At 48.9% G+C, this 15,939-nt stretch carries 17 protein-coding genes; 9 read left to right on the top strand and 8 right to left on the bottom strand.

Translation table 11 applies throughout. The features are described 5' to 3' along the window. The first annotated feature begins 139 nt into the window (after positions 1-139). Positions 140-1,345, top strand: a complete 1,206-nt coding sequence (locus IE064_RS02150) for a hypothetical protein (protein ID WP_189615966.1) — start codon at positions 140-142, stop codon at positions 1,343-1,345. Positions 1,346-1,557: 212 nt separating this feature from the next. Here the strand turns inward: IE064_RS02150 and IE064_RS02145 are convergent, their stop codons facing one another. Further along, the gene (locus tag IE064_RS02145) at positions 1,558-2,301 is read right to left on the bottom strand and encodes a class I SAM-dependent DNA methyltransferase (protein WP_189615964.1); all 744 of its coding nucleotides are present in this window, start codon (positions 2,299-2,301) and stop codon (positions 1,558-1,560) included. Between the two features lie 258 nt (positions 2,302-2,559). After that, on the bottom strand, positions 2,560-4,317 hold the full coding sequence (locus tag IE064_RS02140; RefSeq protein WP_189615962.1) for a M61 family metallopeptidase: 1,758 nt from the start codon (positions 4,315-4,317) through the stop codon (positions 2,560-2,562). 270 nt (positions 4,318-4,587) lie between these two features. Between IE064_RS02140 and hinT the strand changes: the two genes are divergently transcribed. From hinT to IE064_RS02120, 4 genes are read left to right on the top strand one after another with little or no spacing between them, the layout of a single operon-like run. Beyond that, on the top strand, positions 4,588-4,962 hold the full coding sequence (gene hinT / locus IE064_RS02135) for a purine nucleoside phosphoramidase (protein WP_133037761.1): 375 nt from the start codon (positions 4,588-4,590) through the stop codon (positions 4,960-4,962). Further along, a complete protein-coding gene (locus tag IE064_RS02130) occupies positions 4,959-5,456 on the top strand; it encodes a PaaI family thioesterase (RefSeq protein WP_133037760.1) in 498 nt (165 codons plus the stop codon). The genes hinT and IE064_RS02130 overlap by 4 nt, the downstream gene beginning before the upstream one ends. Before the next feature lie 2 nt (positions 5,457-5,458). Further along, on the top strand, positions 5,459-5,914 hold the full coding sequence (locus tag IE064_RS02125) for a PaaI family thioesterase (RefSeq protein WP_189615960.1): 456 nt from the start codon (positions 5,459-5,461) through the stop codon (positions 5,912-5,914). A gap of 16 nt (positions 5,915-5,930) precedes the next feature. After that, positions 5,931-6,320: a YcfL family putative periplasmic lipoprotein gene (locus tag IE064_RS02120; RefSeq protein WP_189615958.1), complete on the top strand. Its 390-nt coding sequence runs from the start codon at positions 5,931-5,933 to the stop codon at positions 6,318-6,320. Between the two features lie 71 nt (positions 6,321-6,391). Here IE064_RS02120 and IE064_RS02115 read toward each other — a convergent pair whose 3' ends face one another. Together IE064_RS02115 and IE064_RS02110 are read right to left on the bottom strand one after the other, a co-directional pair. Then, positions 6,392-6,949, bottom strand: a complete 558-nt coding sequence (locus IE064_RS02115; protein ID WP_189615956.1) for a cysteine hydrolase family protein — start codon at positions 6,947-6,949, stop codon at positions 6,392-6,394. A 213-nt stretch (positions 6,950-7,162) separates the two neighbouring features. Next, positions 7,163-8,395 (bottom strand): MFS transporter, encoded by a 1,233-nt coding sequence (locus IE064_RS02110; protein WP_229799831.1) that lies wholly within the window; start codon positions 8,393-8,395, stop codon positions 7,163-7,165. Positions 8,396-8,532: 137 nt separating this feature from the next. Here IE064_RS02110 and IE064_RS02105 point away from each other — a divergent pair, with 137 nt between their 5' ends. Further along, a complete protein-coding gene (locus IE064_RS02105) occupies positions 8,533-9,468 on the top strand; it encodes a LysR family transcriptional regulator (RefSeq protein ID WP_189615955.1) in 936 nt (311 codons plus the stop codon). A gap of 20 nt (positions 9,469-9,488) precedes the next feature. Here the strand turns inward: IE064_RS02105 and IE064_RS02100 are convergent, their stop codons facing one another. Further along, positions 9,489-9,776 carry a helix-hairpin-helix domain-containing protein gene (locus IE064_RS02100; protein WP_189615953.1) on the bottom strand — a complete coding sequence of 96 codons (288 nt, stop codon included), beginning with the start codon at positions 9,774-9,776 and terminating at the stop codon, positions 9,489-9,491. 126 nt (positions 9,777-9,902) lie between these two features. Then, positions 9,903-10,823, bottom strand: coding sequence for a LysR family transcriptional regulator (locus tag IE064_RS02095; protein WP_189615951.1), 921 nt, complete (start codon positions 10,821-10,823; stop codon positions 9,903-9,905). 101 nt (positions 10,824-10,924) lie between these two features. On the opposite strand from IE064_RS02095, the gene IE064_RS02090 reads away from it, so the two are divergent. Beyond that, positions 10,925-11,584: a DsbA family protein gene (locus IE064_RS02090; protein WP_189615948.1), complete on the top strand. Its 660-nt coding sequence runs from the start codon at positions 10,925-10,927 to the stop codon at positions 11,582-11,584. A 27-nt stretch (positions 11,585-11,611) separates the two neighbouring features. Next, positions 11,612-12,478 carry a Vmh family MBL fold metallo-hydrolase gene (locus IE064_RS02085; RefSeq protein ID WP_189615942.1) on the top strand — a complete coding sequence of 289 codons (867 nt, stop codon included), beginning with the start codon at positions 11,612-11,614 and terminating at the stop codon, positions 12,476-12,478. 109 nt (positions 12,479-12,587) lie between these two features. On the opposite strand, the gene IE064_RS02080 is transcribed toward IE064_RS02085, so the two are convergent. After that, the gene (locus tag IE064_RS02080) at positions 12,588-13,856 is read right to left on the bottom strand and encodes an O-acetylhomoserine aminocarboxypropyltransferase/cysteine synthase family protein (protein WP_189615941.1); all 1,269 of its coding nucleotides are present in this window, start codon (positions 13,854-13,856) and stop codon (positions 12,588-12,590) included. A 102-nt stretch (positions 13,857-13,958) separates the two neighbouring features. Next, on the bottom strand, positions 13,959-14,741 hold the full coding sequence (locus tag IE064_RS02075) for an AraC family transcriptional regulator (protein ID WP_189615939.1): 783 nt from the start codon (positions 14,739-14,741) through the stop codon (positions 13,959-13,961). A 108-nt stretch (positions 14,742-14,849) separates the two neighbouring features. On the opposite strand from IE064_RS02075, the gene IE064_RS02070 reads away from it, so the two are divergent. Next, the gene (locus IE064_RS02070) at positions 14,850-15,851 is read left to right on the top strand and encodes a bile acid:sodium symporter family protein (protein ID WP_189615937.1); all 1,002 of its coding nucleotides are present in this window, start codon (positions 14,850-14,852) and stop codon (positions 15,849-15,851) included. The last annotated feature ends 88 nt before the right edge of the window (positions 15,852-15,939 follow it).

Genomic DNA, 15,939 nt, shown 5'->3' with positions numbered 1-15,939 from the left:
TACTGCGGCAGTGTGATTGCGGCTCACCGAGCCAGCGGAACAAACTAAAACAAGCTAGCTGGAGCGATGACTACCGTGAAAAAGTGTTCTTTGGTTAGAAATTGCTCAAAGTGTGCTCCGACCCTAGAGTAATGAAGCTGTGAAATTGAAAATTGCCGGTTATCCAGGACGAGTCTACTATGGGAAAATAGATCCAGGAAAAACAGATACTATAAGTTTAGACTTTTCTGACCTTTATGAATCAAATGAAGTCCAAGAAATGGAACTTTCAGCTTCTAACTATGCTGAACGGTTATTATCAAAGAGATTTTCTGCATTTGGGGCGGCATTGACCGATTATTTTGATATAACTAACGATACCTCCAAAGAAGAAATGATGAAATTAATGTTTCAAGCATCATTTAATGTGCCAAGAATAATGGGGTATATTCTTCATACATTGTTCTTAGATAAAATATCAAAAGGACAAAAAATAACGTTAGCATCTATTCGTTTAGCATCAAAAAAATATTATGAAAATACAATAGAAAAATATTTTGACCGATTAAATCGTTATGCTTTAGAGCCATTTGAAAATAAATTGGACAGGCACAATCAAAATGAACTATTACGCTGTTTGATTAATGAAGCTAAAGATGTTCGAAAAAAAATAGTAGCAGGTGAAGTCGGGGGCGGTTACTTCAAAGATTTGGTTGGTATTCCTCCCACGAGCCATTTTACAGTTACCCCAGAACTTGAAGATGTATTCTCTTCTTTAGAGTCAAATTTTTTGGTTTCTCGTTATAAAAGTATGCGCGATAAAAATGGTAATGATGTGATTGTTTATGCATTTTTCTTAGGACTATGTGAAAGCGAGAGAATGGCATGGGGTTACCCTCAAGGACGCCCATTTAGACATTATTTTCAACAACGCTGCTTTGAGTTTACGCGTGCGGCGAGGCGTTTTTTATCACAGAATCAAACTATTAGATGCGATACTTGTTTTACTTGCCATCCAATGGATTTAAAACCAAGTCTTGAGCTTTATAAATGGAGATGCCCTGAATGTAATGAAGGAACGTGCTCTATAGTGAATCTTGCCGATGATTTTAAAGAAGAATTCAAAAAATTGGATCAATCTATAATGTTAGAACCTGTTGAACTAGAAATTATTAATGTTCTTAAAGATGAAAATAAGAAGATGAGAGCTGGTGAAATTGGTCTGTTAATAGATGCAACTCATCAACTAGTTGGTCGTAGAACAAGTAAGTTAAGGGATCTTGGTCTCGTTGATAAAGAGGCAGATATTAATGATGGGAAAATGAAAAATGAGCTTACTGATCTCTGCGAACAAACATACTTTTAGTAAGGTTCGCTTTACATCGGCATGACTTGTTAGCAATCCACTGCAATTGACGCAGTTAACACTGGCAGTTGTTGTTCAAAGTAATTTGCACGCTTCACTTCCTGTTAGTGCGCAATTGAGTGGGGCGTTAACCCATAGAAATTTTTATCCGAAAATGTTGAGTTAGAGTTAAGGCTTTAACACGGAAATATGTCCAATAACGTGCGTCGACGTTAAATCCTCACGCACGCTACAATGGCATTGCCGGATTGTTGATCCCACGGCATGATTTTGTCGTAGTCATGTTCAAACATATGCACTTCAAAGTAAGGCTGTAGCAGTGCGATTAAGTCGGCAAAGCAGAATGCCACCATGGGATGTTCGTCATGCCATATCTGGGTTTCGCTGGCGTTAGATTTCTCAATGCTGAGTTTGAGTGACTGCATGTCGCCAGCGCCGCTATAAAACCAACTGGAGCGGAAAGAGAATAAGTCGTCTGCGTGTTTGGTGCTGTGTTTAACAAATAACGCATTGTTTATTTTGTCTTTTGCGACCACATTGAAGCAGAAAATGCCACCGGGGTTTAATGCTTGGTGAACGTGGCTAATACATTGTTGCAGCTTATCGAGGCCGCCGTTGTAGTGGATGGAATAGAGAAAACAAGTAATCAAATCCAGCGGTTTAGCTACTGCAAAACTGCTCATATCCTGCCGGATAAACTCTGCCTCTGGGCAACGCTCTGCCGCAATATCAAGCATTGGCTGGTTAATATCCAGTCCACAACTTTGAAAGCCATAATCGATAAAATGGCGTACGTGCGGGCCGGTACCGCAGGCTAAATCGAGATGGGTATTACCGCCGTTGCCAAAAATTTGGTGGAGCCTGCGAATGCAATGACTTTGGGCTTGATAGTCGATATCGACACACATTAAATCGTAGTAGCCGGAAAGATCGTTATAGAGTGCATTGGCAGACATATTGGCCTAGGTATTTCAGCGGAAATTTTTTGGGGTGGCGCATAGTAGAGCAATCTGCGCGTTTTGCGAAGCAGATATGCAGAACTCACGGTTTAGTTCGCCGAATCGGTGCTATAGCTGGCATAAGATGCCAGCGATTATGTTATTGTCTTGCGCGTGCCAAGTAATGAATGATGCCTGGCATGCTGAAAGCAAAAGAGTGGCCGGCACCACTCTTTTTCGGCACATAAGTGTTAGACAAATCAGCGTATTAACCGGTTAGCCCAGCCAAGCTTTGGCCTGCACATCATCTTTTAAGATAAGTGACACCGTATCTTTGGCGGCGGCTTCGATAGGTAATTCTCCTGTCATCAGCACATCATCGCGGAACCAATGCAGCGTGATGGATGTTCCGGGCTGATAGCGTTGCAATGCTTGCTCAAATTGCGTGCTGACTTGCAGGCCATCGGCCGCAATCAGTAGGTCTTTGGCACTGAGGCCAGCTTTATGAGCAGCGGAGCCATTGCTGATACTGGTCAGGCGGATCCCAATGCTTTCCGCCTTATATTTAGCGCCAAAACCGACGGTGAGTCCGTCGATGTTGCCACCACCTTGATCGCTATTACCACTGCTGGTACGCAGTTTCAGTTCAACGCCAAATTGCGCGAGCAGCGAGGCCAGTGGTAAATCTTCTGTTTGGTGGAGCCAAGCAAATTCTGCAGTAGCATCACGGCCCAACAACTCGCTGTAAAGTTGCTGGTGGCTGTCATCAGCGGTGCCAAGGGCTTTTTGACCAAAACGTTGCCACAGGAGGCGCATCAGGTCATCCAACGATTTTTTGCCATGAGTTTCTAATCTCAGGGTTAAATCGAGGAATAAGGCAAATAACGCGCCTTTGGTGTAGTAGCTAACAATCGCATTGCCCGCATTTTCATCCTGTTTGTAGAACTTAGTCCAAGCATTAAAACTGGAATCACTCAGGCTCTGTAGTAAGCGGCCACTACCGCGATAAACTCGGGTAAAGGTTTGGCTGAGTAGTTCCAGATAGCCTTGTTTGTCAATACAGCCGCTGCGGTAGGTCATCAAGTCATCATAATAGGAGGTGATGCCTTCATAAGCCCATAACTGGCGGGTGTAACTTTCAGCTTGTAACTGATACGGCATAAAAGCCGCAGGTTTAATGCGTTTGACGTTCCAGCTATGGAAATACTCATGACTGCAGAGTGTTAGATAGTTGCGATAGTCCTTATCCACTGGCGCATCCACTGATTGTGGCAGTTCATGGCGGGAGCAATGCAGGGCCGTGGATGCTCGATGTTCCAAGCCTCCAAAGCCGTCTTTTAGCACTTGGGTCATAAACAGGTAACGGTCAAACGGCGCTGGCGTGCCAAACAGTTGGATCTGGCTTTCACAGATGGCCGTTAAATCAGCCAGCAAACGCGGCATACAGCAGTAATGACGCCCGGTGAGAATAACATCATGACGTACGCCGCAGGCATTAAAAGTACCTATAGTAAAGGTGCCCATCTCTACCGGATGATCGATAAGTTCATCGTAATCCGCTGCACGAAAACGGCCAAACTGCCAGTCGTCGCCACTAACACGAGGTAACATGGTGGCTAGTTGCCAGTCTACTATTCCTTTGGGTGGCAGAATTTCAACTTCATGTGTTTGTTGCTCGCGACCAGCCACCGCCAGAAAGACGCTACTGCCGTTGAAAAAACCGTGAGTTTGATCCAGGTGGGCGGTGCGTACCGATAAATCCCAGGCATAAACCCGGTAACGCAGGTGCAGCACCTCGGCGCTAGAACTCACTTGCCAGCGTTGCTTGTCCAGTTGTTGTAGCGGCAATGGCCGATTGATTTCATCAAATGCACGGATATCGATAAGATTTTTGGCAAAGTCACGCACCATATAACTGCCGGGCAACCAAGCGGGCAGCCACAGCTGTTGCACCGGGGCGGGTTTATCAATACGTAACGCGACTTCAAACAGATGGGCCACCGGATCGATGGCGGTAATCTGATAACGGATCATGGGACGAGAATGTATGTGGGCTTAAGATGATGCCATGCTGCCAAAAATGCCCGCCGCCAGCAATCATCATTGCAGATTTTCAATGTCTTATACTGTCCCGCTATGCTGCCAGTGTCGATGCTGTTGCTGCTGGTTTACAGCGTTTATGCGGCAATTAGCAACTTCGAATCGGGTTTGGGCACTCCATCTGCGATTGCTTCGGTTATAATGGCTAAACAGTGAAAAACTGTGATATTAAGGCTTTGAAAACAACACACCGGAGAGTGGACTATGGCCGAAGAAACCCTATTCAGTAAAATTGTACGGCGTGAAATTCCCGCCGATATCGTGTATCAGGATCATCTGGTCACTGCCTTCAGAGACATAGCGCCTAAGGCCCCAGTGCATCTGCTGATTGTTCCTAATCATGTGATCCCTACCATTAATGATGTGAAGGCATCTGACGAACAGGCGCTGGGACGAATGTTTACCGTGGCTGCCAAATTGGCTGAAGAAGCCGGCATTGCTGAAGATGGTTACCGTCTGATTGTTAACTGTAATGAATATGGTGGTCAGGAAGTATTCCATGTGCATATGCATCTGCTGGGCGGTGAGCCGTTAGGACCGATGCTCAGTTGCAAAAGCACCGACAAGAGCGATAAATGAAGACCAATCCAGAATTTTTTCCAATGACCGGCTTGGCGACCCGGTTTGTTAATCAGTTAGCCCAGTGTCGCCGCCTGGGGTTGCAGGTACATGAGGCCAGCGAACATCATGTGCTATTGGAGTTACCCTATAACGAGGCGTTGATTGGCTATCCCGACACCGGCGTGTTACATGGCGGTGTGATCACCACCTTGATGGATACCGCCAGTGGTTGCGCGGTCGTGTGTGCAATCAAGCAAAAATTTGCTTCATTAGAGATCTCCCCCACGCTGGATCTGCGGGTGGACTATATGAAACCTGCGCAACCTCATAAACCCATATTCGGGTTTGCTGAATGCTACCGTTTATCCTCAAGTGTCGCTTTTACCCGCGGTTTCGCCTACCAGGACAGCATCGATGATCCAATCGCGCACGCCGTGGGCAGTTTTATGCGGATTAGCCCTGAAATGATAGGTGACGCGTTCCGACAAGCATTAATGGGGGATGAGCAGTAGCCATGAGCGAGAACAAACCTCAGATAAGCGATGTCAAAAGTCTGGTAGCCAAAGTTGCTGAAACCAACGATTTTAACTATCTGCTGGAACATGTGCCCTATGCCCGATTTATTGGCATGGAGGTCAATCGTTTTGGAGACGAACTGGTGTTTCGGCTGCCAGCAAAAGATGACAACATCGGTAATCCGGTACTGCCTGCACTGCATGGCGGCGTGATTGCAGGCTTTATGGAAATGTCAGCCATCATCCAGTTGATGGTGTTTATGCAGACCAGCAAGGTGCCCAAAGTGGTCGATTTTTCTATCGATTATTTACGTGCGGGGTATCATAAAGACTCTTTTGCTGAGTGCTATATCACTCGCCAAGGACGACGTGTGGCTAACGTGCATATCAACTGCTGGCAGACTAATCGCAAACAGCTGATTGCCACTGCGAGGGCGCATTTTTTGATCGATTGATGAAGGAGTATCTAGAATGAAAACAGCTGTGCTGATGACAGTGGCGTTGCTGACACTTGGTGCCTGCGCAACCAATACTGCCGGGATTTATGCAAATTCACAGGGCGTTAACCGGGTTGATAATGTCAGCATTGGTCGCAAGGTGAGCCTAGAATCGATAAAAGCCTATCCAGATGGTGGTCAGTTGAGTGGCTATGCTACCTTACGCAGTCATACATCTTATAACCTGAATCTACAATATCGTGTGACCTGGTACGATGCCAATAACAACAGCATAGATGCTGAGAATATGAGTTGGGTACCCGTGACATTACATGGATTTCAGCAGGTACAAGTTAAGTCTACCGCACCTAACGGGCGTGCCAGCTGGTTTGATATTCAGATCAGAGAGATTATTCCTAACTGATCGTGACGCCTAACCCAAAAAACGTGGCCATTGAGCCACGTTTTTTATGCGGTTACTGCGTCCAATAGGAGTTATAACACTAATGTTGCCGGGTGTTGTTCTGTCAGCACTAACTGAGCCGTTGGCACGGCGCGGATAGTAACGCCAAAGCTGGTAATCGCCGGTAGCGTGCAATTGTGATGATGGCGGATACAGGCGGCATCGGCATGGGCTTTATCCAGTGTGGTATGGGCATCGGCTACCAAGTCTACTGAATATCCCAGAGCCGCCGCACGGCGTACCGTGGTGTCTACGCAAAACTCTGTGGCAAAACCACAAATGACCAAGTGATCAATGCCGTGTTGATCCAGCAGCGGTTTTAAAATGGTGTTCTGGAACGAATCCGGTGTGCTTTTCTGAACAAATTGATCACCATGACGCACCAATAAATCCAGTTGCAACTGCCAGCCATCGCCGCCAGGCTCCAGCCCCGCACGCTGATGTTGAATAAACACCACCGGGTAACGTTGCGCGCGCGCCCATTCGGTGACTGCATTGATGTTGTTAATGGTTGCCTTAGCGCGATAGGGCAGTGGTTCTTGCTCGAAAAAAGCGCGCTGTACATCTATAACCAATACCGCTGTTTTCATCTGATGATTTCCTTTCGGTCAGCCACAATGACTTGCCATTGATGGCCAACCTGCTTTGCTGGGGAGATTGTCGGTGCGCTGAGTCGCACACGGTTGTCCAAATTACCCGTATGACCACAGAAAATTTGCGCTACTGGTCAAAAAAACAACTTGGTGGCTGCAGTATTTTGCGCGGCGTGAACTGCAGCCGGATTACTGTAAGTAAAATGTTACCTAAATCACAGTGTCACTTATCATAGTGCGCCGTTCTGGCAGCAACCGCAGTAGCAGCGCTAGTGCGGATACCAACGTGGCAAAGGCTATCACGGCCTGCCAACCCCAGTGGCTAAATAGCTGGCTGGCAACCAGACTGCCGCTGGTCATGCCGATAAATACTCCGGCTAGCAGAATGGCATTGGCTCGACTCATCGCATGGGGGGCGGTGTTGTAGATGATGGTCTGATGGGAGATCAGACACATTTGCACCCCCATATCAAAACTCACCGTCAGCACTGCCAATATTGGCAAATACCACGTGGTGTTAATCGCACTTCCCGCAAACAGCATCAGTAAAAATGATACGCCGGTCAGCAGTGCCCCAATCCGTGTCATGCGCTGTGGTCCAAAACGGTCGGCCGCTTTACCAAAAAAAGGTGCGGTTAATGCGCCAACTGCACCGGCAAGACCAAATAGGCCAGCGGCACTACTGCCTAGATGAAAATTCTGATAGAGCATTAATGCCAATGTGGTCCAGAAGGCACTGAAGGCGGCGTTTAGCAGTCCTTGTGCTACGGCGGCTTTCTGCAATTTGGCATGAGTCGCCAGTAAACTAAACATAGAGCGGTATAACTCACCAACACTCAGCGTACTGGCGGGGGTAAACCGCGGCAAGGCGCGCCATAGTAAAATCGTCACCAGTAACATGGCTGCAGCCGCGGCGAGATAAACACTGCGCCAGCCGAACCATTCACCGATAAAACCACTGATCACCCGTGACAGGAGTATCCCCGTCAATAATCCGGTCATCACTTGTCCTACAACTCGACCACGCTGACTACTGTCCGTCATGGCCGCCGCCGCGGGGATTACATCCTGCGCCATGGTGGCGGTGATCCCTACGATAAAGCTGGCCACTAGCACTAGTGCCAAACCTGGGCTAACTGCGGTAAAGGCCAATGCAGTGGCTAACGCTAGACCTTTAACGAGTATCACGCGGCGCCTGTCAAATTTGTCTCCGAGCGGGATCAACAACATTAGCCCAAGTGCATAACCTGCCTGTGTCAGTGTTGGTAATGTGCCAACCGTAGCGCTGTTCAGGTGAAAATTGTTGCCGAGCAATGCCAGTAATGGTTGACAATAATACAGTGAAGCAACGGCCATCCCTGCGGTCAAAGCCAACATGAAGATCAAATAACCGGGAATAGCCGGTTGTTGGGTGTTATGTGTATCGTGCATGGATTTCATCATGGTATACCTATTGATTTCGATGGATGTGATGATAATCCGGTGATATTTGCTGTGTAGATGGCTGACTGGTAATCTTGATATACGTAATGTGTATAAAACTGCTGGCGTGTTGTCTGACAACAAAAGGAAGTGCAATCATGGTCATTGCTAACGTACCCGACCGCATCGAGCTGATGAAAACCTTTATCCGGATTGTAGAGGCGGGTTCAATGTCTGCTGCCGCCAAACAGATGGCAACCACTCAGCCAACTATCAGTCGCCGTCTCCAAACTTTGGAACAACAGTTAGGCCTGAAACTGCTGCACCGCTCCACTCATCAGTTCCGTTTGACGGAAGTGGGGGAGCGTTATTATGCGGGTGCCAAAGAATTGGTGGAACGGTGGGACAGTTTTGACAGCGAGTTGACTGGGGCCATTAAGGCTCCAGAAGGCATGTTGCGAGTAATTGCGCCGCATGCTTTTGGACAGGATGCACTGGTGGCACCCCTAGCAGATTTTATGCGGCAGTATCCTGATGTCTCGGTACAATGGCTGCTGCATGATGACCGTGCCATCAAGGACTTTATTGCTTCGGATATTGATTGTGCCATCCAGGTGGGGGACGTGAGCGATGCGAACATGGTGGCGATTAAACTGGCCGAAGTTCCGCGCATCCTAGTGGCGTCATCTGCGCTCGCGGCAGACTGGGGGACGCTGACGCATCCGCGACAACTGGAGCAGAAGCCTTGGCTGGCGCTGCAGACATTTTACCGCAATGAACTGATACTCAGTCACCAAAGTGGTGAACAGTACACCTTGAAACTCACGCCCAGATTCTACACCGACAGCCTTTATGCCTTGTGCAGCGCGGCCGTCAACGGGTTGGGTATCGGTGTTGGCTCAGAATGGCTAGTCGCAAAAGATGTGCGTGCGGGACGGTTGCAACAGCTATTGCCCGGCTGGCAGGCGCCGCCATTACCGGTTTATATCATCTATCCTTACGCGCGTTTTTATCCGGCGAAGCTTCGGTTGTTTGTGGAGGAGATGAAACGGCGGATGCCGCATATCATCACCGCCCTGACTGCCAGTGAATAAACGGCAAACGGTGTTCATCACTAGCGTTGATAGCGGGCTTTTCGCTCGGCCGTATAGTGCCACCAAGGGGCGGCATCCTCACCATCCACAAAGCGGGTAATGGCAATAAATACGTCAAGCACACAAGGATCTTGACGTTCCCCGGTCAATTCACATAACGCCAGATATAACGCGTAGGGATCGCGTCCATGCAGTTGTTGCGGCGTGCTAATGCCCAATCGTTGCAGATCGCCCGCCATGGCTTTGCCAATATTGGGCAAGTCGGTCAACTGTTTTACCTGTTCACGCACCACTTTTGTTGGATTCATGTTTCATCTTCACCGTGAGCGGATGACCGCGGTGGTTAGCTTTCTCGGCGTTGCGGCCACTTGAAAATAGCGCCCGCGCTGAGTGCTTATTGCCGCGTCAGCGTATCACATGGAAAAACACTGGCGCTATGGTGAGTTAATGGTCATTTGGGTTAACGCCTGCTGATCTGCTTGCCGCAGATAGTCCTGCAAGGCCGTCAGCAACAATTTCAAGGCTAATGGCTGATGCAAGCGACTGCGATAAATACCATAGATCCCCAGTAATTGTGGCGGGTAGTCGCCAAGCAGCGGAATTAGCTGACCACTTTGGATATAAGGCGCGGCATCTAACGTTGGCAACATCGCAATACCTGCATCATTGAGGATGGCATCCAGTAAAATGGAAGACTCATTGACGCACAAATTCCCTCGAATTGCCGCATCAATGGGCTCGCCATTTGGTGCTGTAAACGACCAGTAACCATCAGAAAAGTTACTATAGTGCAAACAGTTATGGTTGATTAACTGTGCGGGTGTTTGCGGCGAGCCATATTCGGCAAGATAGTTGGCACTGGCACATAGCACCGAACGGCAGTCACCCAATTTTCTGGCAATAATATTGGGATCTAGCTCGTTAGTGATGCGTAGCGCCAAATCGATTCGTTCCGCTACCAAGTTAACGTTTTGATTACTGATCTGTATTTCCACTTTCAGGGCGGGATGTTGCTTGAGAAACTGCTGCAACAGCGGATTCAAAATCCGCTGCGCGGTGAAATGGGCGCAGGAAATACGCAAGGTTCCCGCCACCGTTTGTTGCCGTTCCACTTGACTGATCCCTTCGGCGACTTGCAGCAGCGCTTGGGTTTGTAATAGCAGTTGCTCGCCTGCAGGCGTTAAGCTTAATTTGCGCGAGGAGCGATGCAACAAGCGCGTTCCGGCCCAGTCTTCCATTTCTGCTAAATAGCGACTGATCATCGGTCGCGACATCCCCATCGCCCGCGATGCGGCACTTAAACTACCCAATTCACAAATACGATTAAATACCTGCGCAGCGGTGATCCTGTCCATTCATCTGCTCGATTTAAGAAACAAACTATGTCTTATTATGGGGATTTTGTTGCTGAAAATGAAACTTAAAATAGCAGCATTGATTGAACGCAGGAGATTTCATGATGACTACAGCAACACAATTCACTTTGCACTGGATAATTGACCCGCTCTGTGGCTGGAGTTATGGCGCTTTACCGCTGCTACAAGCCACAGCCGCTGCATGGCCGAGCCACAATGTTTTGCACTCAGGCGGCTTGTTTATCGGCTATAGCCGCCGTCGAATCAATGCCGACTGGCATCAGCATGTCAGTGAACACGATGCCCGCATTGCGGAACTGACCGGGGCCGTTTTTGGTGATAATTATCGTGAGCACTTGTGCCGTGATCAGTCGGTGGTATTGGATTCACTGCCCGCCAGTGCGGCGATGCTAACACTGCAACAGCAAGATGATGGCGATGCGTTAGCGTTTCTGGCGGCAGCGCAGCACGCTTGGTATGTGGAAGGCAAAGATATCACTCAGCCTGCGGTATTGAGCGCCTTGGCTGCAGATTTGGCGATAGACACTGGACGGTGGCAACAAGCCAGCAGTGATGCGGCTAAAAAACAGGCCACGCAAGCAATTGAGCAAACGCGGCAACTGATGGCACAGCACGGTGCACAAGGGTTCCCCAGTCTATTGCTGCAACGCGGTGAACAATTTATCAATGTGCCGGTTAGCCGTTTTTATGGTGAGCCAGCAGCCTTAGTTAAGCAACTGCGCCAATGGTTATCGGCGTGAGCACAGCACCATCGAAAGGAGTAGCAAATGAAACATTTAGTTAAACTGTGGTGTGTCGCCGTTGTCGGATTACTGGCGAGTGTTGCCAGCGCCAATGGCGCGACATTGCAATTACAAACGTACAACCCCCAGCAGAATGGGATATTCCCCATCAGCTCGACTTTGATTAGTGGACCGCATGAAGCCATGCTGGTGGATGCGCAGTTCAGCACCCAAGATGGCGCTGCACTGGTAAAGCTCATTAAAGCAAGTGGCAAGCATTTGACCACCATTTTGATCACTTGTGGCGATCCTGATTTCTATTTTGGTTTGCAGCCGATAGTAGCGGCGTTCCCAGAGGCCAAAGTGGTTGCCACTCAAAAAGTCGTTGACCATATCAATGCCACAAAAGCTGCCAAAATTGCGTATTGGGGGCCGCTGTTAAAAGCCGGGGCTCCAAGCAAAATCATTGTGCCGCAAGCAACAGATGAAACGCAGTTTACGGTTGACGGTGTAACGGTAGAGCTGCACAAAGGCAATGATTATGGTGCATTTTTGTGGATACCGCAGAACCGTACAATTTTAGGTGGCGTTGGGGTGGTGTCTGGTCAACATGTGTGGACCGCAGATACTCAAAGTGTGGCTGCAAGACAAAGCTGGCGTGATGATCTTGATGCCATGTTAGCGCTTAACCCCGTAAAGGTGATCCCTGGACATTATATTCACACTATGCCAGCGGGGGTGAAGGCGCTGGAATTTACTAAACAGTACCTGCAAGATTTTGATGCCGCACTAAAAAGTGAACATGGTTCGGCGGCGGTAGTGGCGGTGATGAAAGCCAAATATCCCACTTTGTCTGGTGAGCAATCGTTGGAACTTAGTGCTAAAGTCAACACTGGCGAAATGCAGTGGTAGTTCAGTGTGGTTGACGGTTGAGACCATTGCTGAGTATGTAAGCAGAAAGCGCACTTAAAGTGCGCTTTCTGCTTGATAACCTATCTTAGGACAAGACGACCACTAGTGCTTAGGTGTTCAGCGCTTGATCCAGATCGGCGATGATGTCATCGATATGTTCAATACCAATGGACAGGCGGATCATCTCTGGTTTAACGCCAGCCTGTAATTGCTCATTTGGTGCCATCTGGCGATGAGTGGTTGACGCCGGGTGACAGGCCAACGTCTTGGCATCACCAATGTTCACCAAACGTTTAATCATCTTTAACGCATCATAGAATCGTACCCCGGCCTCGTAGCCATCTTTTAACCCAAACGACAAAATGGCGGACGGGGTGCCGTGCATATATTTTTGCGCCAGCGGATAGTAAGGCGACTCTTGTAATCCGGCGTAGCTTACCCAACTGACTTTAGCGTGATCTTTAAGAAACTGTGCAACTTTGGCGGCGTTGTAGCAATGGCGCTCCATCCGCAGTGGCAGGGTTTCCAATCCTTGCAACAGTAAAAAGGCATTCATGGGCGATAGCGTTGAGCCAGTGTTGCGCAAAGGTACGGTACGGGCGCGGCCAATAAAGGCGGCGGCACCGAACGCTTCAGTATAAATCACTCCATGGTAAGACGGCTCTGGTTGATTGAACACCGGGAAACGGGCTTTGTGTTCCGCCCACGGGAATTTGCCTGAATCGACAATCACGCCACCTAAGGAGGTGCCATGACCGCCAACGTATTTGGTGATGGAATGCACAACGATATCGGCGCCAAATTGGATGGGTTTGCACAGTACCGGGCTGGCAACCGTGTTATCGACTATCACGGGCACGCCTTGTGCGTGCGCCAGTTTGGCAATGTTTTCCAGATCGGCAATATTACCAGCAGGATTACCGATGGATTCACAATACACGGCTTTAGTCTGGTCATCGATAAGCGCCGCGAGGCTCTCAGGCTTATCGTCTTTGGCAAATTTTACCTTGATACCAAGGCTGGGCAGCATATGGGCAAACAGGGTGTAGGTGCCACCGTATAACTGTGGTGTGGAAACAATGTTATCGCCGGCCTGAGCCAAGGTCAGAATGGCATAGTTGATTGCCGCCGCGCCAGCACTAACCACCAGTGCGCCGATACCGCCCTCTAGCGCTGCCAGGCGTTGCTCTAGCACATCATTGGTTGGGTTCATCAAGCGCGTGTAAATATTGCCAGGAACCGCCAGATTGAACAGATCGGCGCCGTGTTGGGCATTATCAAATTCGTAAGCGACAGTTTGGAAAATCGGCACCGCCACCGATTTGGTGGTGGGGTCAGTGTGATAGCCATAATGGATGGCAATGGTTTCATCTTTCATGAGGCAATTCCGTTAGCTATGAAGCTGTTATAAAAGCACATTAGCTGTATGCCGGAAAGAGGCCCATGTGCAAAAATCAGCAGGTTATCCTGAGAGGAAAGATCAAGGCTTAAAATATTGTCCCGGCGTTTTGCCAAACTGCTCGCGAAAAGCTGACACGAAGGCTGATACTGAGTCATAGCCACAATCCAGCGCGACGGTGGTGACTGCTTTGCCTTCCCGCAGCGCTTCTAGTGCTTTAAATAGCCGTAATGCTCGACGCCACTGCCGGAAGGTCATGCCGGTTTCTGCTTTGAACAAGCGACTGACGCTGCGGTCGCTCAGTCCTAGTTGCGATGCCAGTTGCGCCAGAGGAATTTGTTCATCTGCCGTTTGCAATTGCTGACACAGTGCCTGTAAACGGCGATCTTCCGGCATCGGCAGTTGCAATGGCGCTGATGGCAGTTGCGCCAATTGATCCAATAGCACTTGTGCTAAGCGGGCCGCCGGGGTGTCTGGCGCATATTCGGCGGGACTGGCGCTGAATTGAATTATCAGTTCACGCACCAACGGGGTAATTTCACATACCAGCGGTTGCTGCCAGCGCGGTTGTGCCAGTTGGCTGCTGTCAACATAGAGACTGCGCATCACCGCCGCGCCACCTGAGACCACTTCGTGCTGTTCCTGCGCGGGTAACCAAATCGCGTATTGTGGCGGTGCTACATAACGGCCGCGACGGGTATTGACCACTAAAATGCCGGACAAAGCATAAGACAGTTGCCCCCAGGGATGACTGTGCCATTCTGTCTGACTGCCGTTGTCGCTCCAAGATTCGGCTCGTGCATAAATGGGACGCGGCAACTCAGATAAAGTCGGGATCAAACGTTTTTGTCTTATTTTCGACATTCTATTGGTTTTTACCGTTAGCCGGAAAATAACAGCAGTTTACCCTATGGCGAGTGATTGTGCCTCACCCGTGGCATATGCGTTAGACGTTCTGTTTGGACAATGATTATGAAACAGCTTGATGCGTTGTTGAAAACACTAAAGAAAGAATGGTTCCTGTTAGGAATGGTGGTGGCGATTGCCATAGCCGCCATGTTACCTGTGCCTGGTCACTCCGGTGGGGTGTTGCATCTGGAAAAGGTGACGGCTGTGGGCATTGGTATTATCTTTTTCCTGCACGGCATTGGTCTGTCGCCAGCGGCTATTCGCGCCGGGCTTAGTAACTGGCGTCTGCATCTTTTGACTCAAAGCACCACTTTTATCCTGTATCCGGTGCTATGGCTGTGCTTCGCTTGGTTGTTTAACCTGTTGTTACCTGCGGCCTTGGCGTTGGGATTCTGTTATCTGCTGGTGCTGCCGAGCACTATTTCTTCATCCGTTGCCATGACTAGCGTGGCTCACGGCAATGTGCCAGGAGCGATTTTTAATGCCTCGCTGTCAAATGTTATCGGCATTTTCATTACGCCATTGTTGGTTAGCTGGTTTATGGATGTTGCGGGTGGTTCATTGGATCTGACCCACACCATTATCAGCATCGCCGAAATGCTGCTATTGCCGATGTTGGCTGGGCAACTGTTGCGGCCCAAACTGCTGGGCTGGGTCCAACAACATAAATCCTTTACCGGTAAAGTTGACAAGCTAGTGATCCTGCTGATTATCTACAACGCGTTTTGTGATTCGGTGATGCAAGGCATTTGGCATGATTTCTCCGTGCCGATGCTTGCCACCACTATAGTTTTGTGTGTGCTGATCCTGCTGCTGGTGGTATTTCTGTTACAGCGGCTGACTAAAGGTCTGGGGTTCCCGGTGGAAGATGAAATCGCTGCGCTATTTTGCGGTACTAAGAAGACCTTGGCGGCTGGCGTGCCGATGGCTAAAGTGATTTTTGGTGCCGATCCACGGTTGGGAATGTTGTTATTGCCAATTATGTTATATCACCCGCTGCAGATTTTTTACTGTGCGATTTTGGCCAACCGTTATGCCAAGCGGCCACAGTTGGCAGTCGCATAAAATTGTTGAATATCAGTAGCAACATAGTTGAATAACACTAACTTTGAGGTAAGTATTGGTGCGCTATGCGCCAGTCGCTAGACTGCTC

This window comes from Shewanella fodinae (genome assembly GCF_014651955.1).
Lineage (GTDB): Bacteria > Pseudomonadota > Gammaproteobacteria > Enterobacterales > Shewanellaceae > Shewanella > Shewanella fodinae.
The sequence above is the reverse complement of the archived record's forward strand: the minus strand, read 5'-3'. Positions and strand labels throughout refer to the sequence as shown.